This is a genomic window from Kitasatospora sp. NPDC096077, from assembly GCF_040303245.1.
Classification (GTDB): domain Bacteria; phylum Actinomycetota; class Actinomycetes; order Streptomycetales; family Streptomycetaceae; genus Kitasatospora.
Genome location: NZ_JBEOSV010000006.1, coordinates 90,085 through 110,271, shown reverse-complemented (window position 1 = coordinate 110,271; position 20,187 = coordinate 90,085). Strand labels below are relative to the sequence as shown.

At 75.1% G+C, this 20,187-nt stretch carries 19 protein-coding genes; 11 read left to right on the top strand and 8 right to left on the bottom strand.

Annotated elements, in window-relative coordinates:
- Window positions 1-3 precede the first annotated feature (3 nt).
- The 3 genes from ABTZ03_RS08610 to ABTZ03_RS08600 form a co-directional block, all read right to left on the bottom strand.
- Window positions 4-186 carry a hypothetical protein gene (locus ABTZ03_RS08610; protein WP_350512138.1) on the bottom strand — a complete coding sequence of 61 codons (183 nt, stop codon included), beginning with the start codon at window positions 184-186 and terminating at the stop codon, window positions 4-6.
- A 148-nt stretch (window positions 187-334) separates the two neighbouring features.
- Complete coding sequence (locus ABTZ03_RS08605; protein ID WP_350512137.1) at window positions 335-1,930, bottom strand: AMP-binding protein; 1,596 nt, start codon at window positions 1,928-1,930, stop codon at window positions 335-337.
- A 73-nt stretch (window positions 1,931-2,003) separates the two neighbouring features.
- Entirely contained in the window at window positions 2,004-3,011 is a 1,008-nt protein-coding gene (locus ABTZ03_RS08600) for a glycoside hydrolase family 113 protein (RefSeq protein ID WP_350512136.1), read from the bottom strand.
- A gap of 328 nt (window positions 3,012-3,339) precedes the next feature.
- Here ABTZ03_RS08600 and ABTZ03_RS08595 point away from each other — a divergent pair, with 328 nt between their 5' ends.
- Both ABTZ03_RS08595 and ABTZ03_RS08590 read left to right on the top strand, forming a co-directional pair.
- Window positions 3,340-4,092, top strand: coding sequence for a thioesterase II family protein (locus ABTZ03_RS08595; protein ID WP_350512135.1), 753 nt, complete (start codon window positions 3,340-3,342; stop codon window positions 4,090-4,092).
- A gap of 144 nt (window positions 4,093-4,236) precedes the next feature.
- Window positions 4,237-5,469: a styrene monooxygenase/indole monooxygenase family protein gene (locus tag ABTZ03_RS08590; protein WP_350512134.1), complete on the top strand. Its 1,233-nt coding sequence runs from the start codon at window positions 4,237-4,239 to the stop codon at window positions 5,467-5,469.
- A gap of 8 nt (window positions 5,470-5,477) precedes the next feature.
- Here ABTZ03_RS08590 and ABTZ03_RS08585 read toward each other — a convergent pair whose 3' ends face one another.
- Window positions 5,478-6,137, bottom strand: a complete 660-nt coding sequence (locus ABTZ03_RS08585; RefSeq protein ID WP_350512133.1) for a LuxR C-terminal-related transcriptional regulator — start codon at window positions 6,135-6,137, stop codon at window positions 5,478-5,480.
- On the bottom strand, window positions 6,125-7,393 hold the full coding sequence (locus tag ABTZ03_RS08580; protein ID WP_350512132.1) for a sensor histidine kinase: 1,269 nt from the start codon (window positions 7,391-7,393) through the stop codon (window positions 6,125-6,127). Before ABTZ03_RS08580 ends, ABTZ03_RS08585 begins: the two co-directional genes overlap by 13 nt.
- Before the next feature lie 112 nt (window positions 7,394-7,505).
- Here ABTZ03_RS08580 and ABTZ03_RS08575 point away from each other — a divergent pair, with 112 nt between their 5' ends.
- The 3 genes from ABTZ03_RS08575 to ABTZ03_RS08565 all read left to right on the top strand — a co-directional run bounded on the left by ABTZ03_RS08575 (window position 7,506) and on the right by ABTZ03_RS08565 (window position 10,486).
- Window positions 7,506-8,462, top strand: coding sequence for a CPBP family intramembrane glutamic endopeptidase (locus ABTZ03_RS08575; RefSeq protein ID WP_350512131.1), 957 nt, complete (start codon window positions 7,506-7,508; stop codon window positions 8,460-8,462).
- Between the two features lie 99 nt (window positions 8,463-8,561).
- A complete protein-coding gene (locus tag ABTZ03_RS08570) occupies window positions 8,562-9,017 on the top strand; it encodes an archease (protein ID WP_350512130.1) in 456 nt (151 codons plus the stop codon).
- A 23-nt stretch (window positions 9,018-9,040) separates the two neighbouring features.
- Window positions 9,041-10,486, top strand: a complete 1,446-nt coding sequence (locus ABTZ03_RS08565; RefSeq protein ID WP_350512129.1) for an RtcB family protein — start codon at window positions 9,041-9,043, stop codon at window positions 10,484-10,486.
- Between the two features lie 70 nt (window positions 10,487-10,556).
- Here ABTZ03_RS08565 and ABTZ03_RS08560 read toward each other — a convergent pair whose 3' ends face one another.
- Window positions 10,557-12,047, bottom strand: a complete 1,491-nt coding sequence (locus tag ABTZ03_RS08560) for a carboxylesterase/lipase family protein (protein ID WP_350512128.1) — start codon at window positions 12,045-12,047, stop codon at window positions 10,557-10,559.
- 110 nt (window positions 12,048-12,157) lie between these two features.
- Between ABTZ03_RS08560 and ABTZ03_RS08555 the strand changes: the two genes are divergently transcribed.
- From ABTZ03_RS08555 to ABTZ03_RS08530, 6 genes are all read left to right on the top strand, one after another.
- Window positions 12,158-12,775: a TetR/AcrR family transcriptional regulator gene (locus ABTZ03_RS08555; protein WP_350512127.1), complete on the top strand. Its 618-nt coding sequence runs from the start codon at window positions 12,158-12,160 to the stop codon at window positions 12,773-12,775.
- Between the two features lie 111 nt (window positions 12,776-12,886).
- On the top strand, window positions 12,887-13,933 hold the full coding sequence (locus tag ABTZ03_RS08550; protein WP_350512126.1) for a TIGR03617 family F420-dependent LLM class oxidoreductase: 1,047 nt from the start codon (window positions 12,887-12,889) through the stop codon (window positions 13,931-13,933).
- 194 nt (window positions 13,934-14,127) lie between these two features.
- Window positions 14,128-14,625: a hypothetical protein gene (locus ABTZ03_RS08545; RefSeq protein ID WP_350512125.1), complete on the top strand. Its 498-nt coding sequence runs from the start codon at window positions 14,128-14,130 to the stop codon at window positions 14,623-14,625.
- On the top strand, window positions 14,622-16,430 hold the full coding sequence (locus ABTZ03_RS08540; protein ID WP_350512124.1) for a GMC family oxidoreductase: 1,809 nt from the start codon (window positions 14,622-14,624) through the stop codon (window positions 16,428-16,430). The genes ABTZ03_RS08545 and ABTZ03_RS08540 overlap by 4 nt, the downstream gene beginning before the upstream one ends.
- Window positions 16,427-17,269, top strand: coding sequence for a hypothetical protein (locus tag ABTZ03_RS08535; protein ID WP_350512123.1), 843 nt, complete (start codon window positions 16,427-16,429; stop codon window positions 17,267-17,269). Before ABTZ03_RS08540 ends, ABTZ03_RS08535 begins: the two co-directional genes overlap by 4 nt.
- Before the next feature lie 83 nt (window positions 17,270-17,352).
- Window positions 17,353-17,826, top strand: coding sequence for a hypothetical protein (locus tag ABTZ03_RS08530; RefSeq protein ID WP_350512122.1), 474 nt, complete (start codon window positions 17,353-17,355; stop codon window positions 17,824-17,826).
- 214 nt (window positions 17,827-18,040) lie between these two features.
- On the opposite strand, the gene ABTZ03_RS08525 is transcribed toward ABTZ03_RS08530, so the two are convergent.
- A complete protein-coding gene (locus tag ABTZ03_RS08525; protein ID WP_350512121.1) occupies window positions 18,041-18,922 on the bottom strand; it encodes an isocitrate lyase/PEP mutase family protein in 882 nt (293 codons plus the stop codon).
- A gap of 314 nt (window positions 18,923-19,236) precedes the next feature.
- Window positions 19,237-20,112 carry a class I SAM-dependent methyltransferase gene (locus tag ABTZ03_RS08520; RefSeq protein ID WP_350512120.1) on the bottom strand — a complete coding sequence of 292 codons (876 nt, stop codon included), beginning with the start codon at window positions 20,110-20,112 and terminating at the stop codon, window positions 19,237-19,239.
- Window positions 20,113-20,187 lie beyond the last annotated feature (75 nt).

Below are 20,187 nucleotides of genomic sequence, written 5' to 3'. Positions count from 1 at the left end.
ACCTCAGCCGTCGCCGCCCGTCCGCTGGAAGAGGCCGCTGCCCTCGGCGTCCTTCCGGAGGTCGGGCGGCGTGCCCGCGGAGGAGCGCTCCCCCCGGGCGGTGGCGGTGCACAGGGCGAAGACGAGCAGGGCACTGGCCGCCAGGGCGAGGATGCCCAGTGCGGTCAGGACGCGGAGCCAGGTCAAGGGAGTGCCTCCTGGGGACGGTGCGAGGGAGCGCCGCCGGGTGTATCGGCAGCTCGGCCCGCACGGTCGAGTGCCCACGGTCGGTATGCCCGCCGGTCGCGGTGCGACAGGTGGCCCGAGTGGGCGCTCGAAGCAGCGGAGGGGCGTGTCACGCTCCCTTGCGCGCCCCCGTGGGGGTCGCGGTGGCGGCGTGCTCCTCGACCCGTCCTTCAGCTCGCTCCGTGGCCAGGGCGCGGAGCGTCCGCAGGTCCGGCTTGCCGAGTCCGTCCAACGGGATCGCCGGGAGGATCAGGACGCTGTCCGGGGTGCACCGGGCGTCCCCGTGCTCCCGGGCCCAGTGGCGCAGGTGGTCCGCCGTCACCCGGGAGTGCGGGCCGACGGTCACCGCCGCGTGCACCCGCTCCAGACGGTCCGGGGCGGCGGTGGCGAACATCACCGCGTCGCGGACGTCCGGGTGGCTCCGCAGCGGTTCCTCGACCTCGTGGGGGAACACATTGTGCCCCTCGACGATCGCCATCGGGTCCCGCCGACCGGCCACGGTCAGATAGCCCGTCACATCGAGACTGCCCAGGTCGCCGGTGTGCAGCCAGCCGTCCCGCAGCACCCGCTCGGTCGACTCCGGGTCGCGCCAGTAACCGGCCATCGCGGTCGGGGTGCGGACGCAGATCTCCCCGGTCCGTCCCGGCGGCAGCGGCACGCCCTCCTCGTCCAGCACGCGCACCTCGGTGTCCGGGTACGGGCGCCCGGCGGTGGTCAGCAGCCGCGGGTCCAGGTGCTCGTCGGGGCTCAGCCGGGTGACCGGCCCGCACTCCGTCAGGCTGTAGGTCTGGTGCAGCACCCGGCCCAGCCGCCGGGTCGCCTCCGCCAGCCGGCGCGGCGAGGGCGGACAGCCGGTGTAGCCGACCCGGCGCAGGCTCCCGGTGTCGGTCTCGGCCAGCAGCGGGTGGTCCAGCAGGCGGTAGAGCAGGTGCGGCGGCAGGTACGCCCGGGACACCCGGTGCCGCTCGACGGCCGCCAGCACCTCCTCGGCGGCGAAGCCCTCCTGCAGCACCACCGTGCCGCCCGCTGCCAGGGCGAGGTCGGCGCTGGTTCCGCCGCCGTGGCTGAGCGGGGTGCAGAGCAGGAAGCAGGACCCGGACAGCAGCGCGGGCCGGGGCGGCCGGGCGAAGCGGCGCAGCACGCCCTTCGGTCGCCCGGTGGTGCCGCTGGTGAACCGCACGGCCATCACCTCCTCGGGGCGGCAGCGCGGCTCCAGCGGGGCGGGGGAGCAGGCCGCGGCGAGTTCCAGCAGATCGGTGCCGAGCGCAGACCCGTCGAACGGGGTCGGGCCGAACGGGGTCGGGCCGAGGGAGAGCAGGCCGACGGACGGGAGCGCGACGGCCACCGCCCGGGCCGCCGCGGCGCAGCGGACCGGATCGAACACCAGCGCCGTGGTGTCCGCGAACGCGGTCAGCGCCACCAGGTCGGCGACGGGGGCGTCCGGGTGCGGCATCGCCACCCGGCAGCCCAGCAGGTTCGCGGCCAGTCGTACCAGCAGCGCCTCCGGGGTGTTCCCGGCGAACACGGTGACCCCGTCGCCGCGCCCCAGCCCGGCCCGGTCCAGGGCGCGGGCCATCCGGCACACCGAGTCCAGGCACTCCTGGGCGGTCAGCGCCGTCCCGCCGTGATGGAGGGCCGTCCGCCCGGGATCCCGCGCCAGCCCGTCCAGCACCAGTTCGGTGTACGTCCGCCCAGCCTCGGCCATGCCCGCGCTCCCGCTCGTTTGACGACGCGTCAGCCTAGTGGTCGGCGGCCACCGGGCGGGTGGGCGGGGGCGGTCAGTCCGTCCGGGTCGCCGCGTAGGCGTGGGCGACGGCGGTGAAGGCGGCCTTGGACGTGGTGCGGCCGTCCGGCCAGGAGCGGACCAGACCGTAGCCGACCGTGTCGAGGTCCGCCGCCGGATCGTCGGTGGTGGGGTAGGAGGGGGTCACATAGGTGAAGACGAACGCGCCGGCCAGTCCGGCGGCGGTGAACAGGTCGAGCAGCGAGGTCAGTTCGCGGGCCTGGGCCTCCTCGTCCCGGACCAGGCCGGTGCGCGGCCGACGCGTTCCGTCCGAGCGGTCGACCAGTGTCCAGGCGGCGCTGCCGTGGGCCTCCGCGCCGGTGAAGGTGGCGCAGCCGAACTCGGCGGCGACCACCGGCTTTCCGTGCCGGTGGAGCTCTTCGAGGGTCGTGCGGAGGGTGTCGGTGTTGCCCGCGTCCCGGTAGGCGTCCACCGCCACCAGGTCGAAGGGCGTCCAGTCGACGTCCTCCCAGAGTCCGGCGGCGTAGGCGACCGGGCCGGTGAAGTGCTGCCGGGCCGTCGCGACCGCGGTGGCCAGCAGGGCGTTGAACCGCACCGGCGGCGGGCCCGCCGCGAAGAACTCCGGCGGCCAGCCCAGCGGGTCGGCGAGCGCGGCCAGCCGGGTGGGGATGTCGGCGCCGGGGACCAGGCCGGCCATGAAGAGGGTCAGCTCGCAGCCGACGACCAGGGTGACGTCGCCGCCCGCGCGGTGGAGCTCCCCGGCGACCTCGGCCGCGGCGGCGATCGTCGCCAGAGTGGTCGCCTCGTCGGCGTTCGGCGCCATGGGGGAGAGCCACACCGCCAGGCCCAGCCCGATCGCCGTCCGCGCGGCCAGCCGCAGTCCGGGCACGTCGTCACCGGTGATCCGTACCGCAGTGCAGTGCAACTCCTCCGCGATGGCGGTCAGTTCCCGCTCGATCGTGGCCGCGGCGAGGTCCGGTCGGGTGACCGAGCCGTCGACGGTCGGGGTGCCGATGTCGTAGGTGACGCCCTTGATCTTCACCGCCCCAGTTCTACCAGGACGATGATCGTCCCGGACGGCGGATCGGCATACCTGCGTACCGGCCGATCCGCCCGCCGACTGTCAGTGGCGGCGGGTTGGGTCACCGAGCCGGACACCGGGGTCGACCCCTGGGAGGCCCTGCTGAACCGTGCGGCGGAGGACTGAGCACCGCAGGACCGCAGCGGCGGCGCGCGGCCGGGGTGGCCGGGGTGGCCGGGGTGGCCGGGCCGGGTGATCCAGGTCGCAGGCCGTACCCGTCCCCGGCACGGTGGCCGCACTGCGAGACTGGGGCGAGCAGAGTCCGTCACGGAGAGAGGTCACACCCCGCATGCCCAGCAGCGCAGCCGTCGACAACCCGTGGTTCCGCCGGTTCAACCCGTCCGACTTCGCTCCCGCCCGGATCGTGATCTTCCCGCACGCCGGGGGCTCGGCCGGCTACTACATGGAGTACGCCAAGGCGCTGGCGCCGTACGCCGATGTGCTCGCCGTCCAGTACCCGGGCCGGCAGAACCGCTTCGCGGAGCCGGCGATCGACTCGGTGCCCGAACTCGCCGAGCAGATCTACCGGGAGCTGCGGGAGTGGGTGGACCGGCCGATCCACTTCTTCGGGCACAGCATGGGCGCGGCGGTCGCCTTCGAGACCGCCCGCTGCTTCGCCCGCGACGGCCTGGCCGGGCCCGAGCGGCTCTTCGTGTCCGCCGGCCGGGCGCCCTCGATGCCCAGGGACACCGCGGTGCACACGCTGTCGGACGACGGCATGCTGGACGAGATCATCCGGCTCGGCGGGACGGACGAGCGGATCCTCGACGTGCCCGCCCTGCGTGAGCTGATCATCCCGGCGCTGCGGGCCGACTACACCGCCATCGAGACCTACCGGGCCGCGCCGGACGCCGTCGTCCCCCAGCCGATCACCGCCCTGGTGGGGGAGAGCGACGCCAACGCCACGGTCGAGCACATGGCCCCGTGGGAGCAGCACACCACCGGCGGCTTCACCCTGCGGGTCTTCCCGGGCGGGCACTTCTACGTGGCGGAGCAACTGGACGCCGTGGTACGGCTGCTCACCTCGCACCTGCGCGGCTGAGCGCCCGGGCCGGCGGCGCCCGGGTGGAACTCGCGCCCGGGTGCCGCCGATCCGGTCGGGCCCCTGCCCGTGGCCCGGCGACTCGGCTAGTGTGCGTGCTTGACGCGCTCTCACCACACTCTCCGACCACCGGGAGGCCGCCGTATGCGCCGGATCGCCGTCGTCGGAGCGGGCCAGGCCGGCCTGCAACTCGCGCTCGGGCTGGTGGCCGACGGGTACGAGGTGACGTTGGTCGCCGAGCGCACTCCGGAGCGGGTGCGGGGCGGGCGGGTGCTGTCCACCCAGGCGATGTTCGGTCCGGCACTGCGGATCGAGGCGGCGGCCGGGCTGGACCTGTGGGCGGGCGACGCCCCGGCGGTGGACTCGGTCGAGGCGACGCTGGTGGCCCCGCCGGCCACCCGCGCGCTGGAGTTCACCATGACCCTGGACGAGCCCGCCCAGTCGGTGGACCAGCGGATCAAGCTGGCCCGCTGGCTGGAGCTGCTCGCCGAGCGCGGCGGCCGGGTCGAGTACCGCTCGCTGGACCGGGCCGGGCTGCACGAACTGGCCCGGCGGCACCAGTTGACCGTGGTCGCGGCCGGGCGCGGCGACCTGGCCGGGATCTTCGAACGAGACCCCGCCCGCTCGCCCTTCGACCGGCCGCAGCGCGCGCTGTCCTGTCTGTACGCCCACGGTGTCGGCGCGCCCGACCCGGCCGCCGGGCCCCGGGCCCGGATGCACGCCCTGCCCGGCCTGGGCGAGCTCTACCTCCAGCCCGCCCTGACGCTCTCCGGCCCGTGCGACATCCTGCTCTGGGAGGCGCTGCCCGGCGGCCCGCTGGACGTGTTCGGCGACGGGCCCGCCGTCGGCGCCCAACTCGACCGGATCCGCGCCCTGTTGGCCGAGTACCTGCCCTGGGAGGCGGAGCTCTGGCGGGACGCCGAGCCGACCGACCCCGGTGCCGGGCTCTCGGGCGCGGTGACCCCGACGGTCCGCCGCCCGGTCGCCGAACTGGGCTCCGGCGTCGACGCCGTGCACGTCCTGGGCCTGGGCGACGCGGTGGTGGTCAACGATCCGATCACCGGTCAGGGGGCCAACGGCGCCGCCCGGGCGGCCGAGGCGTACCGGCGGGCGATCCGTGAACACGGCGACGCCCCGTTCACGGCGGACTGGATGTGCCGCACCGCCGAGCGGTTCTGGCAGCAGCACGCCCGCCACGCCGTCGAGTTCACCGCCGCCGTGCTCACCATGCCGGACCACCTCCAGGGCGTCTTCGCGGCCGCCGCCGAGCACCCGGCGGTCGCCCGCCGCCTCGCCAACACCTACGCCGAGCCCGGCGACCACGCCGCCTGGCTGGCCAGGCCCGAGCTGGCCACCGCGTACCTGTCGTCCCTCTGACCGTCGTTCTACGGTCGGCGAGCCCGGCGCTGGGGGGCTCCGAGGTGGGTGAGGACCGCGAGGACGCGCCGGTCGCCGCTGTCCTCGGGCGGGAGGTCGAGCTTCACGAAGATGTTCCCGACGTGCTTGTGCACGGCCCGTTCGGTGACCACCAGGCGATCGGCGATCTCGGAGTTCCCGTACCCCTGCGCCATCATGGCGAGCACCTCGCGTTCGCGTTCGGTCAGCCGGGACAGCGGGTTGCCGCGGGTGGCGAGCAACTGCCGGACCACGTCGGGGTCCAGGGCGGTGCCGCCGGCCGCGACGCGGTGGAGCGCCTCCAGGAAGTCGTCGACGCGGGCGACCCGGTCCTTGAGCAGGTAGCCGACGCCGGCGCCGTCGTCGAGGAGTTCCCGGGCGTAGGTGTCCTCGACGTACTGGGAGAGGACGAGGATCGGCAGGCCGGGGATCCGTTCCCGGGCGCGCAGCGCGGCCCTGATGCCCTCGTCGGTGAAGGACGGCGGGAGCCGGACGTCCACGATCGCCACGTCCGGCCGGTGGTCGACGGCGGCCGCCACGAAGGACTCGGCGTCCCCGGTGGTGGCGAGCACCTGGTTCCCCAGGGCCTCCAGCAGTGCGGTGAGCCCCTGCGCGAGCAGCGCGTTGTCCTCGGCGATCACGATCCGCACGGGCACTCCACGGTGATCAGGGTGGGGCCGCCGGACGGGCTCTGGACCCGCAGCGTGCCGTCGACCGCCTCGACGCGCTGCCGCATGCCGCGCAACCCGGTGCCGCCGCCCTCGGCCGCGCCGCCGCAGCCGTCGTCGGTGATCTCCGCGCGGAGCGTGTCACCGGTCCGGGCCAGGGTGACGGCGACGGATCCGGCCCCGGAGTGCTTGGCGGCGTTGGTGAGCGCCTCGGTGATGGCGAAGTACACGGCCACCTCGGTCCGCGCCGGCACGTCGCCGAGTCCGCCGAGTGTGCCGAGTTCGCCAGGTGTGCCGAGTTCGACGGTGGCGGGCACCGGGCAGCGGGCGACGACCGCCGCGATCGCACCGGCGAGGCCCCGGTCGGCGAGGATCGGCGGGTAGACCGAGCGCAGCACGTCGCGCAGCTCGACCATCGCCTCCTCGGCGCCCTCCCGGGCCCGGGTCAGCAACGGGCCGACGGCGGTCGGGTCCTTGCCCAACGTCCTTTCGGCGAGTCCGAGTTGCATGGCCAGCGTCACCAGCCGGGCCTGGGTGCCGTCGTGCAGGTCACGCTCGATGCGGCGCAGTTCGTCGCCGTGCGCGTCGAGCGCCCCGGTGCGGGTCCGGTCCAGCGTCGACACCCGCTCGGCGAGCACCGCGGCGGCCGAGGGGGCGAGCAGCCACCGGCTCACGGAGGCCGCCAGCCGGGCGAGCAGCGGCGGGCCGAACAGCGCGAGCAGCACGCTGAGCGCCAACTGCGGCACACCGGCGTAGACCGCCGATCCCCAGCTGTCGATCGGGATGTTCAGGATCAGCCTGATCGGATCGTCCGCGGGGAACAGCCACCACAGACAGCCGAGCACGAGCACGGCCGCCGGGAACAGGAACAGCGCCGTGCCGAGCAGCCCGAGCGCCGTGCCGACGACCACCGTGGCGGCTGCCCACCGCAGGTCCCGGCCGGTCGCCGGATCCGACAGCACCGTCACCAGGCGCCGGCGCGCGTGCGGTCCGGCCGGCGGCGTGGCCGGCGCCCACCGTCCCAGCCGGGTGCGTTCGCGGTCGGCCAGCCGGCGCAGCAGCCGGAGTTCGTGCGGCAGGACGAGCAGTCCCGCACCGACCAGGCAGAGGACGGCCGAGTAGATCAGGACGGGCACCAGCACGGCCAGGGCCAGTGCCTGGCCGAGCGCGGTCGCGCAGTACCCGGCGGCCCGGGCGGAACGCGCTGCCCGCGCCCGCGTTGTCGACGATTGGTTCACGCCGACCAGTCTTGCCGCTCCGCGGCCCCCGACGCAGTGGAGCGTGCTACACCATTGATCGACGGGCCTGCGCGATCGCCCGGGTCGGCCCGCGGTTCGTAGCGTCACGGCCATGAAATCGACGAGTACGACGAGTTCCACGAGTGCGACGAGTGCGGCGAGTTCAACGAGTTCGGCGGGTGCGGCGGGTTCCACGGGACGCCACCGCGCCGAGCTCCCGCTCTTCCTGACGATCAGTTTCGTCGGCGCCTGGATCACCATGGTCCCGCTCTGGGCGGACGGCCTGCGCCGGACCAGCGCCGGGCAGGGGACGCCCCGGCTGGCCGCGCTGTGCATGGTCCTGATGATGCTGGTGCCCGCGCTGACCGCGTTCGGCCTGACGGCGTTCGGACCGACGGCGCGCGGCCGGGGGCCGCGCCGCGCCGCGCGGGACCTCGGGCTCGCCAGGGCCAACCCGTGGCGGCACGAACTCCGCTCGGTCGCGGTCGCGTTGACGATCCCGCTCGGCCTCACCGCCGCCGGTCTGACCCTGGCCGCGCTGGTCGGCTGGTACGACCCCGCGCACCTGCCGGGGCCGGCCGAGGTGCTGCCGCTGGTGCTGAGCGCGGTGCTGTCCGTTCCGCTGTACTTCGGTGAGGAACTCGGCTGGCAGGGCTACCTGTTGCCGCGACTGCTCCGGTTCGGCAGGATGCGGGGTCTGCTGCTCGGCGGCGCGATCTGGGGGGCGTGGCACGTGCCGATGACGGCGCTCGGCGGAAGCTATCCGGGCCATTCGGTGCTGCTGGGCGTGCCCGTGGCCGTGGTGACCGCCATGCTGCTCGGAACGGTGATCGCCTCGATCCGGTTGTCCACCGGGTCGGTGTGGGCGGCCGTCGCGGCGCACCTGTCGCTCAACGAGTTCACGCTTCCGCTCACCCGGGTGGTGTCGGGCCGGGTGGTCGACCCGCTGCTCGCGGGCCCGCTGTCCGTCTCGACCTGGCCGGTGACCGGGCTGGCCGTGCTGGGCATCTGGCTCGCCCACCGACGGAGTGCCGGCCGCGCCCCGGTGCCGGCCGTGCCCCGGTCCTGATCGCCGCCGGTCCTGATCGTCCCTGATCCCGGTTGCCTCCGGCCCGGTCGCGGGACCAGGCTGGAGGGAGGACGGCAGGGGGTGCGGGAGGCGTCGGTCGTGGACGGTCCCCGGCCCGCCGGGCGGTCCGGGCGCGGCCACCGGAGCGTGCCGCACACGGCGGACCTGCGGGTGGAGGCGTGGGCGCCGACGGCCGAGGGCTGCATCGGCGAGCTGGTGCACGCCGTGGTCGGCGGCTTCGCCGACCTGTCCGGGGCGCGGGTCGTCGGCGAGCGCGCCTGCACCGTGCTCGCGGCGAGCGGGCCGGACCTGCTCGCGGGCGTCCTGGAGGAGGTCATCTACCGGATGGACGCCGACGGCGAACTGCCCCTCGCGCTCGCGCTCGGACCGATCCGGGGCCTGGACGGCGCCCTCGGCGTCGAGGTGCGCTTCCGGATGGTCGACACCGCCACCGTCGCGCCGGTCGGCTCGGTGCCGAAGGCCGTCTCGCTGCACGGCCTGGAACTGGCCGAGGGGCCGGGCGGCTGGGCCTGCGCGGCCACCATCGACGTCTAGACGGGTGAGCCGAGGTGAGCCGGGTGAGTGGGGTGAGCGAGGTGGAGATCGCACTGGTCGAGGCCGGTCGCTGTCGCTGGCGGATCGAGCCGCGCCCGCCGATGCGGGTGCCGGGCGTGGTCTTCGCGACCGCTGCGCTGCTGCCGCAGGACACCGGGGACCGCGCGCTGGAGCAGGTCGCCAACGTGGCCGCGCTGCCCGGGATCGTCCGCGCCTCCTACGCGATGCCGGACGTGCACTGGGGCTACGGCTTCCCGATCGGCGGGGTCGCCGCGACCGACGTCGAGCGGGGCGGGGTGGTCTCGCCGGGCGGGGTCGGCTTCGACATCTCCTGCGGGGTCCGGCTGCTCGCCGCCGGGGTGGCCCGGGAGGAGCTCGACGCCGAGCGGATCCGCCGCCTGATGGACCTGTTGGACCGGACCGTCCCGCGCGGGCTCGGCCGCGGCGGCCTGTGGCAGCTGTCCGGGCCGGAGGAGCTGGACGAGCTGCTGCTCGGCGGGGCCCGGTACGCCGTCGAGCACGGCCACGGGGTGCCGCGCGACCTGGAGCGCTGCGAGGACCACGGCGTCCTGCCCGGCGCCGCCCCCGGTGAGGTGAGCACCCGGGCCGTCGAGCGGGGTCTCCACCAGGTCGGCAGTCTGGGCTCGGCCAACCACTTCCTGGAGGTGCAGGCCGTCGACCGGGTGCACGACCCGGCCACCGCCGCCGCGTTCGGGCTGCGGGCGGGCCAGGTCTGCGTGATGATCCACTGCGGCTCGCGCGGCCTCGGGCACCAGATCTGCACCGACCACGTGCGGGCCATGGACCGTGAGCTGCAGCACCACCGGATCGAGCTCCCGGACCGCCAACTCGCCTGCACCCCGGTGGACTCCGCGCGCGGCCGGGCCTACCTGGGGGCGATGACCGCCGCGGCCAACTACGGCCGGGCCAACCGGCAGCTGCTCTCCGAGGCCGCCCGGCGGGCCTTCGCCACCGCGCTGGGCGTCGGGCTGGAGCTGGTCTACGACGTCTCGCACAACCTCGCCAAGCTGGAGACCCACGAGGTGGACGGCGCGCCGCGCAGGCTCTGCGTGCACCGCAAGGGCGCCACCCGCGCCCTGCCGCCCGGGGACCCGGAGCTGCCCGCCGATCTGGCCGGGGCCGGGCAGCCGGTGCTGGTGCCGGGGACGATGGGCACCGCCTCGTACGTCATGGTCGGGCTGCCCGGCAACGAGGCCTTCCGCTCGGCCTGCCACGGCGCCGGACGGGTGTGGAGCCGCCACCAGGCGCTGCGCATGGTGCGCGGCGAGCGGCTGCGGGAGGAGCTGGAGGCGCGCGGGGTCGCGGTCCGGCCCGCCTCGCTGCGCGCCCTGGCCGAGGAGACGCCCGAGGCGTACAAGGACGTGGACGCGGTGGCCGTCACCACCGAGGCGGCCGGCCTGGCCCGGCCGGTCGCCCGGTTGGTGCCGCTCGGGGTGTGCAAGGGCTGACCGAGGGTGGGAAGGGAGGGGCGGGACGGGCGCGGACCGGCTTCGACCGGTCCGGGCCCGCCGACGGGGCTCAGGTCAGGTCGAAGGCGGTCGGCCCCTGGCCCGCCCAGATGGTGCGGGAGGCCTGTTCGGGGTAGCGGACGGTCTCCGAGGGCGCGTCCAGGACCCGGGTGAGCTGTTGCTGTGGCTCGTACCGGGCCCAGCCGGGGTCGCCGGTGGTGACGAAGTCGATCCAGGCCTGCCGGAGTTCCCGGGAGACCTCGACGGTCTCCGGGGTGGGCGGCTCGCCGAGGAAGGGCCGGGCCGACGGGCTGTCCAGGGTGCCGAAGGCGAGCGGGACGTCCAGGCCGTGGCAGGGGCCGAACAGCCCGTCCATGCCGGGGGCGGGGAAGGCGAGTTCGAAGAGGTACGAGGTGCCGCCGGCCGCCGCGTTGCCCTCGGCGAGGTGCAGCGAGGGCATCCGGAACAGGGCGTCGGAGGTGACGGCGGTGAGCAGGTCCTCGGGGGTGGCGCCGGGGAGGGCGGCGCGGTAGGCGTCCGGGCCGGCGGGGCGCGGGGCGAGCTGGTCGAGGGCGGCGCGGGCCTCCGGCTCGGTGAAGCCGCCGTGCCGGCCGGCCAGCACCGCGAACAGCCGGAACTCGTCCCGGGTGTGGCCGACCAGCAGCTCGGTGCCGGCGGCCCGTCCGGCGGCCAGGGCGGTCCAGGGCTCCTCGGTGAGGACCTCGCCGTCGACCACCGGGACGGTGGTGACACCGGTCTGGGCGAGCCGCCCCCAGCGGGGGAGGTGCTCGGGCAGGGTGGCGTTCAGTTCGGTGACCGCGGCCGCCAGCCGCCAGGGGTCGACCTCGGCGAGGGCGGCGGCGGTGGGGGCGGTGCTGACCTGCTTCGCCAGGGCGGCGGTGACCTCGGCGGCCAGCGCGGGGGTGGCGAGGTTGCCGCCGACGGAGTGGGCGACGGCCCGCCGGAACAGGCCGCGGGCCCGGTCCATGGTGAGCAGCGCGGCGACCGAGGAGGCGCCGGCGGACTGTCCGGCGACGGTGACCCGGTCGGGGTCGCCGCCGAACGCGGCGATGTTCCGCCGGACCCACTCCAGGGCGGCGACCTGGTCGAGGAAGGCCCGGTTGGCCGGGACGCCGTCGAGGAGGGCGAAACCCTCCGCGCCCACCCGGTAGTTGACGGCCACCACGACCAGCCCGGCCCGGGCCAGCTCGGTCGGGTCGTACAGGGGGTCGCCGGCGGTGCCGGCCATGAAGCCTCCGCCGTGGATCCAGACCAGCACCGGCAGGCCGGCCGTGCCCGGGTCCGGGGTGCAGACGTTGAGCGTCAGCCAGTCGGTGCCGGTGGTCGGTTCGGCGGTCAGCGGCCCGGACTGGGGGACGACGGGGCCGAACTCGAAGGCGTCGCGGACGCCGTCCCAGCGTTCGGGCGGGACGGGTGCGGCGAAGCGGAGCGGGCCGACCGGCGGCCGGCCGTACGGGACGCCGCGGAAGACCGCGAGGCCGCGGTCGAGGCGGCCGCGGAGGGTTCCTTCGGTGGTGTGGGCGACGGGCTGCACGAGCATGTGGGCACTCCTCCCTCGGAATGCCCTCAGCGTTATCGGTCACCTGTATTATGTCAAGCGTATGGGGAAACGCCGGGAGAGCCGGAGGAGTCTGGGAGGAGGGCCGGGCCATGCCCAAGCAGGTGGACCACCAGGAGCGGCGCGAGACCATCGCCCGCGCGCTGTGGCGGGTGGTGGAGCGGCGCGGGGCCCGGCACCTGACGCTGCGCGAGGTGGCGCAGGAGGCCGGGATCTCGCTGGGGCAGCTGCAGCACTACTTCGGCTCCCGGGCCGAGCTGCTCGGCTTCGCGATGGACCTGGCCGGGGAGCAGAGCGGGCGGCGGGTCGAGCGGGCGCTGTCGGAGCTGGGCGAACGGCCGCACCCGCGCGCGGTGCTGCGCGCGCTGCTGGTCGAACTGCTGCCACTGCACGCCGACTCCCGGGTGACCAGCCGGATGAGCGCCGCCTACGTGCTGGAGGCGCTGCACGACGAGGAGGTCCGCGCCCGGGCCCGGAGCGGTCTGCTGCAGGGCCGCGGGACGGTCGAGCAGGTGGTCCGGCAGGCGATCGCCGACGGGCTGATCGGGGCCGACCGGGATCCCGTGGTGGAGACCGACCTGCTGCTCGCGCTCACCGGGTTCACCACCCTGCTGGAGCTGAGCGTGGTCGGGCCGGAGGCGGCGCTCACGGCCGTCGACCGGCACCTGGACGGGCTGTTCGCGGGGGAGGGCGGGTCGGCGGGCCGGTGACGGCGTGGCAGGCTGGGCGGACCGCACCACCGCAGGACCGCGCCACAGCAGCACAGCAGCCCAGCACCGCAGAAGGCGCCGCCCGCCGGCCCCGTGACCAGGAGCACCAGCATGGACCGACCCGCCGCCTTCCGCCTCGACGCCACCGCCTCCGGGCACCCGGCCGGCATCCTCGACGCCGCCGAGCAGGCCGAACGCCGGGGCATGGACCGGCTGGTGGTCGCCGAGACCGCGTACGACCCGTTCCTGCAGCTGGCCCGGGCCGCCGACCGCACCGAGTCGATCGAACTGGCCACCGGCATCGCGGTGGCCTTCGCCCGGACCCCGATGACGCTGGCCTACCAGGCCTGGGGACTGCACGCGGCCTCCGGCGGACGGGCCGTCATCGGGCTCGGCTCACAGGTCAAGCCGCACATCGAGAAGCGCTTCGGGATGCCCTGGGACCGCCCGGCGGCGCGGATGGCCGAGTACGTGCACGCGGTGCGGGCGATCTGGCACAGTTGGCAGACCGGTGAACGGCTGCGGTTCCGCGGCGAGTTCTACCGCCACACGCTGATGACGCCGGTCTTCTCGCCCGACCCCGTCCCGGGCGGGGTGCCCCGGATCCTGCTGGCGGGGGTCGGGCCGCTGATGACCCGCACCGCCGGGGCGGTGGCGGACGGCTTCCTCAGCCACCCGTTCTCCTCCACCGCCTACCTCACCGAGCAGGTGCTGCCCGGGTTGGCCGAGGCGCGCGGGCGGTCCGAGGCGGAGGGGGCCGAGTGGACCGGGCGGCCGTTCGAGATCGTCGGCAACGTGCTCACCGCCACCGGCCGGACCGAGGAGGAGCTGGCGGCCAACCGGGCCGGGGTGCGGGAGCGGCTGGCGTTCTACGCCTCCACCCCGGCCTACCGTCCGGTGCTGGCCCAGCACGGGTGGGAGGGGCTGCAGGAGGAGCTGCACACCCACTCGGTGCGCGGGCGCTGGGCGGAGATGACGGCGCTGATCTCCGACGAGGTGTTCGACGCCTTCGCGGTGTCCGGCACGGTCGAGGAGGCCGCGCGGGAGATCCACCGGCGGTACGCGGGGCTGGTCACCCGGCTGTCCGTGAACCTGCCCGAGGACGCGGACCCGGTGCTCGGCCTGGACGTGCTGGCGGCGGTGCGGGCGCTGGGCTGAGCGGAAGCGGTCCGGAGCCGTTGCCGCAGGGATGCTAATCGGTCAGAGACTGATCAAGACCGGGCACATTCGCGCAAGCGGTTCCCCGGCGGTCCGCTCGGGCGGCAGGATCGCGCTGAGCAGCAGGATCGCGCCGGGAGCGGCGCGTGACTGTCATGTCTTGGCCACTCGATGTCGATCACGGGGGTGCCCGGGTGTCCGTGTCCGACGACCGCAGCGCAGCAGGACCGCCGGAGGAACCGTACCGCGCCGACGGCCCGTCGGAGCCGGCCGCCGAGGAGCCGTACGGTCCCGCGTACCCGCACATCGCCGACTACTCGCACACCACCGAGGACCCGTACGGGAGTTGGGGGACCGTCGAGGACGACGAACTGGCGGACCTCGACGACTTCCTGCGCGTCTGCGCCGAACTGACCGGCTTCGACGTCCCCGAACTGCGGGCCACCGGCATGGCGGACGAGCACCACCGCACCGCCCTGTCCCACCGGGTCCGCGACGAACACGCCCTGGTCCACCTCTGGTACGTCGGCAGCTGGCCCGGCGAGGCCCCCTCCTCCGCCCGCGCCCACGACCGGGGCCTGGTCTGGCGCACCTTCCGGGCCGTCCCGCCCGGCTCCGCCGCACCCGGCCACGGCAGTTGGGCCGAGGCGCCGGGCGGGGCCGAGGCCCGGAGGGAGGGCGAGGAGCGGTGAACGGATCCGCGGACACCCCGCACTGGGACGCCGTCGTGGTCGGCGCGGGCTTCGCCGGCAGCCTGGTCGCCCAGCGGCTCGGCGCACGGGGCTGGCGGGTGCTCGTCCTGGAGGCCGGCCGGACCGCGCCCGGCGCCGCCGAGACCGCCGCCGCCCACCGCGCCGCCGGCGGCGGCCCGCCCACCGCGCCCTACCCGCACAGCCCCGACGCGCCGTCACCCGACGCCAGCGACCTCACCGGCCTCCCCGAGGGCGGCTTCACCGCCACCGGGTACCTCCGCCAGTACGGACCGCTGCCCTACGCCAGCGGCTACCTGCGCGCCAACGGCGGCACCGGACTGCTCTGGACCGGCCTCGCCCCGCGGATGCACCCCGAGGACTTCCGCACCGGCGACCTCGGCCACGGCCGCAACTGGCCGATCGGCTACCACGACCTGGAACCGCACTACCGCGAGGCCGAACGGGAACTCGGCGTCGCCGCCGACGCCGAGGAACAGCGCCGGGCCGTCGGACTGCCGATCCCGGACGGCTACGCCTACCCGATGCGGGCCGTCCCGGCCAGCTACCTCGACCGACAGCTGGCCCGCGCCCTGGACGGCCGCACCGTGCGCGACCCCGCCGCACCCGACCCGGCCCGGCTCGCCGTCACCGCCACCCCGCACGCCCGCAACGGCCTGCCCACCCGGCCCGGCGCCGACCACGGCCCGCCCTGCGCGGGCAGCGCCAGCTGCGTCCCGGTCTGCCCGAGCGGCGCCAAGTACACCCCGCTGCGCACCCAGGCCCGCTGGGCGCCCACCGTCGAGCTGCGCACCGAGGCCGTGGTCGGCCGGGTGCTCGCCGACCCGGTGACCGGCCGGGCCACCGGGGTCGAGTACCTGGCCGACGGCACCGCCCACCGGGTCACCGCGGAGCTCGTGGTGCTCGCCGCGCACGCGATCGAGAACGCCCGACTGCTGCTGCTGTCCGGCCTGGCCAACCGCAGCGACCAGGTCGGCCGGAACCTGATGGACCACCCCGTGCTGCTCACCTGGGGCCTGATGCCCGGCCCGGTCGGCCCCTACCGGGGGCCCGGCTCCACCAGCGGACTGGAGGCCTTCCGCTTCGGCGGGGCGCGCCGTCGGCGGGCGCCGTTCCGGATCGAGATCGGCAACTGGGGCTGGTCCTGGGCCGGCGGTGGCCCCGAGGCGGAGACGGCCGCGCTGCTCGCCGCCGGAGTGCGCGGCAAGGAGCTGCGGGAACGGCTCGGCGACCGGCTGGGGCGTCAGTTCTCGTTCCAGTTCGAGCTGGAGCAGACCGCCGACCCGACCAACCGGGTCACCCTCGACCGGGAGCGGCGCGACCCGCTCGGCCTGCCCGTCCCGGCGATCCACTACGACCTGGACGGGTACGTCCGCGAGGGCATGGCCTCCGCCCGGGCCGTCTCCGACCAGATCTTCACCCTGCTGGGCGCCGAGGACCACACCGCCTACCCGGGCGGCGGCTGGCCCGGCCGGCTGGAGCACCGCGGCCGGGTGCACGGCTACCGGGGCGCCGGGCACGCCGGCGGCACCCACCTGATGGGCGACGCCCCCGGCACCTCCGTGGTCGACCAGTGGCAGCGCAGCTGGGACCACCCCAACCTGTATGCCGTCGGCTGCGGCTCGATGCCCTCGCTCGGCACCTCCAACCCCTCGCTCACCATGGCGGCCCTCGCCCTGCGCAGCGCCGAACGGATGCACCGGGACCTGCTGGAGCTGCGGCGGCCGGCCACCCTCGGTTCCCCCTCCTCCCCCTCCTCTCCCTCCTCGTCCTCGGAGTCCTCATGACCGGTCTGCCGCTGCCGCCCGTCCCGGAGCCGTACGTCCTGCCCTTCCACTACGGCGCGCTGCACAACATCGGCGTCGACTACCTGGTGGAACCCGAGCGGGCCCGCCGGCTGCTCGCCAAGCGCCACCCCGGGCTGACCGCGGCCGTCTTCGACGGCGGGGCCTGTGTCTCGCTCAACTACCAGCTGTACTTCGCCCAGTACCCCGACGGCGGCGGCATCACCGAGGAACTGGAGATCAACCTGATCGCCCACCCGGCGTTCGCCGAGGAGCGCATCCCGGCGGTCAACTACGGCCAGTACGCCCGTGGGTACGACCAGACCAAGCTGCTCGGCATCGCCCGGCTGCACGTGCTCTGCGACAACCCGCTGGCCATCGACGCCGGGCGCCGGCTGTACGCCGAGCCCAAGCACCCGGGCTGGTTCGAGACCACCCTGCCCTCGCTCAACGCGCCCGCCGTGCGCGAACGGTGGAGCGTCTCCTGCCGCCGGGCCGAGCTCGGGCCGGACGGGCTGCGCCGGCACCAGGAGGAGATCCTCGCCCTGGACGTCGACCTGGTCGGCCTCACCCCGGAGTCGGTGAACAACACCCCGATCACCGGCTACGGCACCGACGACGAGGGCAAGTTGCTCGCCGGACCGCTCACCGTCCACCAGCCGTACCGCTACTACGCCCTGGACGACCGCACCGCCGAACGGGTCCGGCTGGACCTCGGCAACCCGGCCGAGGAGGCCGCCCGCGACCTCGCCCAACTCCTCGGCGACGCCCCGGCCGCCGGGGTCTGGACCTACCAGTCCGCCCCGGTGGCCGCCCACCACCGCCCCTACTACGTCCGGTGACGGTCGAACCGGGACCGACGGCGCGCTGAGCACCCCGTCCGGCTGGGGTTAGAGTTCCCCCTCGATACGAACGAGGGGGCGGGATGGACGCGGTGGACCTGCCGGAGGCGGCTTACGGGGTCGAGGCGCTGGGGCGGTTGCACGAGCCCGGGGACCACCTGCGGCTGGCCGAGCGGACCGCCGACCCGGAGGTGCTGCGGGTACTGGCCGGGGGCGACTACCCGTTCGTCTGGCGCGTGATCGCCCGGAACGCCGCCACGCCGGTCGAGGTGCTGGCCGCACTCGCCGCGCGGCGCAACTCCAGCTGGGACGACAACGACCGGCTGAAGCTGGTCGCGGCCCGCCCGGACCTCACCGTCGAGGTCCTGGACGGGCTGGTCGAGGTGGTGGCCGAGCGGCTGCGGGAGGGCGAACGGCCGTACGCGGCGGTCCTGTTGCTGGCCCGGCGGCCGGAGGTGCCGGCCGAGCGGGTCACCCGGCTGGGGCACCTGCCGGGTGCCTCCAGGCGGTTGCGGCGGGGGATCGGCCGCGCGCTGGCGGCCCGCCCGTCCGGCTGAGCGGTGCTCGGCCGGACCGGGCCTGGATGCCCTGGGCCACCGCCGCGCCGAACGCCGGGTGGACGACCGACAGGATCGAGCCGCGGCCGTTGTTCCCGAAGTGGTCCCGGTTCTCGGAGCGGCCGCTGTTCTCGAAGCGGCCTCCGCCCCCGAAGTGGGTCCCGCCTCGGGCCGCGCCCGCCGTCGGTGGGGCGGGGCCGACGCGGCCCGGCGCTCACACCGTCACGTCCACGCGCCCGCGGGAGCGGGCGATGTTCTGCTCCAGGAGTTCGGTGGACTCCCGCACGCCGACCGGCCGGACCTCCCCGGCGGTGGCGGGCAGCCGTCCGTCGTCGCCCTTCAGCTCGGTGAGCGCCCGGTCGATCGCCCGGTGGGAGGCGAACAGGCAGGGCGTGCTGTAGATCGCCACGTCCACCCCGAGGTCGGTGAGCTCGGTGAGCGACAGCCGGGGGGACTTGCCGCCCGCGATCTGGTTGAACAGCAGGGGCTTGTCGCCGACCTCCTTGCGGATCCGGCGGATCCACTCCTCGCTGCGCACGCCGTCGACCAGCACCACGTCGGCGTCGGTCTCGGCCAGCGCGCGGGCGCGGCGCAGGATGTCCTCCTCCTCGGTGGCGTCGGTGCGGGCGACCACCAGGAGGTCGGTCCGCTCGGCCAGGACGAGTTCGAGCTTCGCCAGGTACTCCTCCAGCGGGAGGACCTGCTTGCCGTCGGCGTGGCCGCAGCGGCGCGGGCGCTTCTGGTCCTCCAGGATGACGCCCGAGGCGCCGATGCGTTCGAGCCGGCGCACCACGTGGCAGGCGACCTCGGGATCGACGTAGCCGTCGTCGATGTCGACCAGCAGGTGGTGTTCGGGGAAGGCGCCGCGCAGTCGCTCGACGAAGGCCACCATGTCGGGCCAGGCGATGAAGCCGATGTCCGGCAGGCCGTAGTAGGAGGCGGCGAAGCCGAAGCCGGAGACGAACATGCCGTTGTAGTGCCCGGCGGCGATGGTGGCCGAGTACATGTCGTGAACGCCGATCAAGGGGGTGGTGCCGGCGTCCGCGATCTCGGAGCGGAGGCGCTGACCAGGGCCCGAAGCGTTGGAACCGTGCAACAAGGGTCTCTCCCTACTCGCGACGGAAAGTCCTCAACCCGGCCCTTGCGGGGCCGAGTTGGCATGTACACACTATGCATTCTTTAAGGTTCCATGGGCAAGTCTTTACGGTGGATCCACTCGCGCAGGCGGGGGAGCATGCGGTAGTGCGTCCATCGTATGACATGCACACGACGCATGACATGCGGTCAGGAAGCCGGTCAGGACGCCCGGTCGGGACGCCCGGTCGGGAAGCCCGGTCGGGACGCGAGAGGGCCCCGGTGCTCCAGGGGTCGGAGTGCCGGGGCCGGGGCCGGGGGTGGGGAGCCGGTGGGTCAGGCGCTCGGGGTGGGCCGGACGGCGCGCCGCTCGCGCAGCGTCCGCAGCACCCGGCGGGTCGCCCGGGTGGCGACCGGCGGGAGCAGGTCCAGCGCGAGCCGGCGCGGGGTGGAGCGCTGGAGCTGGGCGGGCGTCTTGACCTGGTAGTTGAGCCGCAGCACCCGGCGCCCGGCGATGGTGTCCTCGTCGACGGTGTAGCCGTCGGCCCGCCAGTCGCGCTCCAGCAGGACCTGCCGGGCGGCGTCGGCGTCGCCCCAGGTCCCGTAGAACTTCATCGGGGTGAGCAGCACCGGCCGCAGTCCGCCGGTGAAGACCGCCTCCCAGACGGCCGCCGAGACGCCCGGGGTGTGCTCGGAGCGGTAGTCGTCCAGCGAGACCAAGCCGTTCTCGCCGAGCGCGGCCCGGGCCACCAGGATGTCCCCGCGGACGTGCTCGTACAGGTGCGAGGCGTCGACGTGGACGAAGCGGCAACTGCCCGCCGGGATCCGGCCGTCCGCCAGGACCGAGGTGGGCGCCTGCACGATCTCGGGCAACTCGTCGTGGAAGGCCAGGTAGTTGGACTCGAAGGCGCTGCGGGTGAGGGTCTTGCGGTAGGACATCGCCATCTCGGCGGCGTTGTCGGCGTCGCCCGCCTCGGAGTCGAACAGGTCGCAGACGGTCAGCCGTTCGCCCGGCCGCAGGTGGTCGCCGAGCAGCACCGCGCTGCGGCCGAGGTAGCTGCCGAGCTCCAGGACGTCCCCGGTGACCCCGGCCGCCGTCTGGGCGGACAGCAGGTGGGCGAACGCGGCCCGGTCCAGGCCGAAGAACCAGCCGGGGATGTCGTCCCGCCGCTGCGGGGCGGCGGGGGCGGTGGCGGTCACTTCGCTGGGCACGGCTGCCTCCAGGACGGGCGGGGCGCGGTGGTGGGTCACGCCGCGGAGGGGCGCCGTGGTCGTGTGGCAGGTCAT

Bases quoted from the DNA above. Each gene is read 5' to 3' on its own strand.
- ABTZ03_RS08605 (WP_350512137.1), bottom strand. From the start codon at position 1,930: ATGGCCGAGGCTGGGCGGACGTACACCGAACTGGTGCTGGACGGGCTG.
- ABTZ03_RS08595 (WP_350512135.1), top strand. From the start codon at position 3,340: ATGCCCAGCAGCGCAGCCGTCGACAACCCGTGGTTCCGCCGGTTCAAC.
- ABTZ03_RS08590 (WP_350512134.1), top strand. From the start codon at position 4,237: ATGCGCCGGATCGCCGTCGTCGGAGCGGGCCAGGCCGGCCTGCAACTC.
- ABTZ03_RS08575 (WP_350512131.1), top strand. From the start codon at position 7,506: ATGAAATCGACGAGTACGACGAGTTCCACGAGTGCGACGAGTGCGGCG.
- ABTZ03_RS08560 (WP_350512128.1), bottom strand. From the start codon at position 12,047: ATGCTCGTGCAGCCCGTCGCCCACACCACCGAAGGAACCCTCCGCGGC.
- ABTZ03_RS08555 (WP_350512127.1), top strand. From the start codon at position 12,158: ATGCCCAAGCAGGTGGACCACCAGGAGCGGCGCGAGACCATCGCCCGC.
- ABTZ03_RS08550 (WP_350512126.1), top strand. From the start codon at position 12,887: ATGGACCGACCCGCCGCCTTCCGCCTCGACGCCACCGCCTCCGGGCAC.
- ABTZ03_RS08535 (WP_350512123.1), top strand. From the start codon at position 16,427: ATGACCGGTCTGCCGCTGCCGCCCGTCCCGGAGCCGTACGTCCTGCCC.
- ABTZ03_RS08530 (WP_350512122.1), top strand. From the start codon at position 17,353: ATGGACGCGGTGGACCTGCCGGAGGCGGCTTACGGGGTCGAGGCGCTG.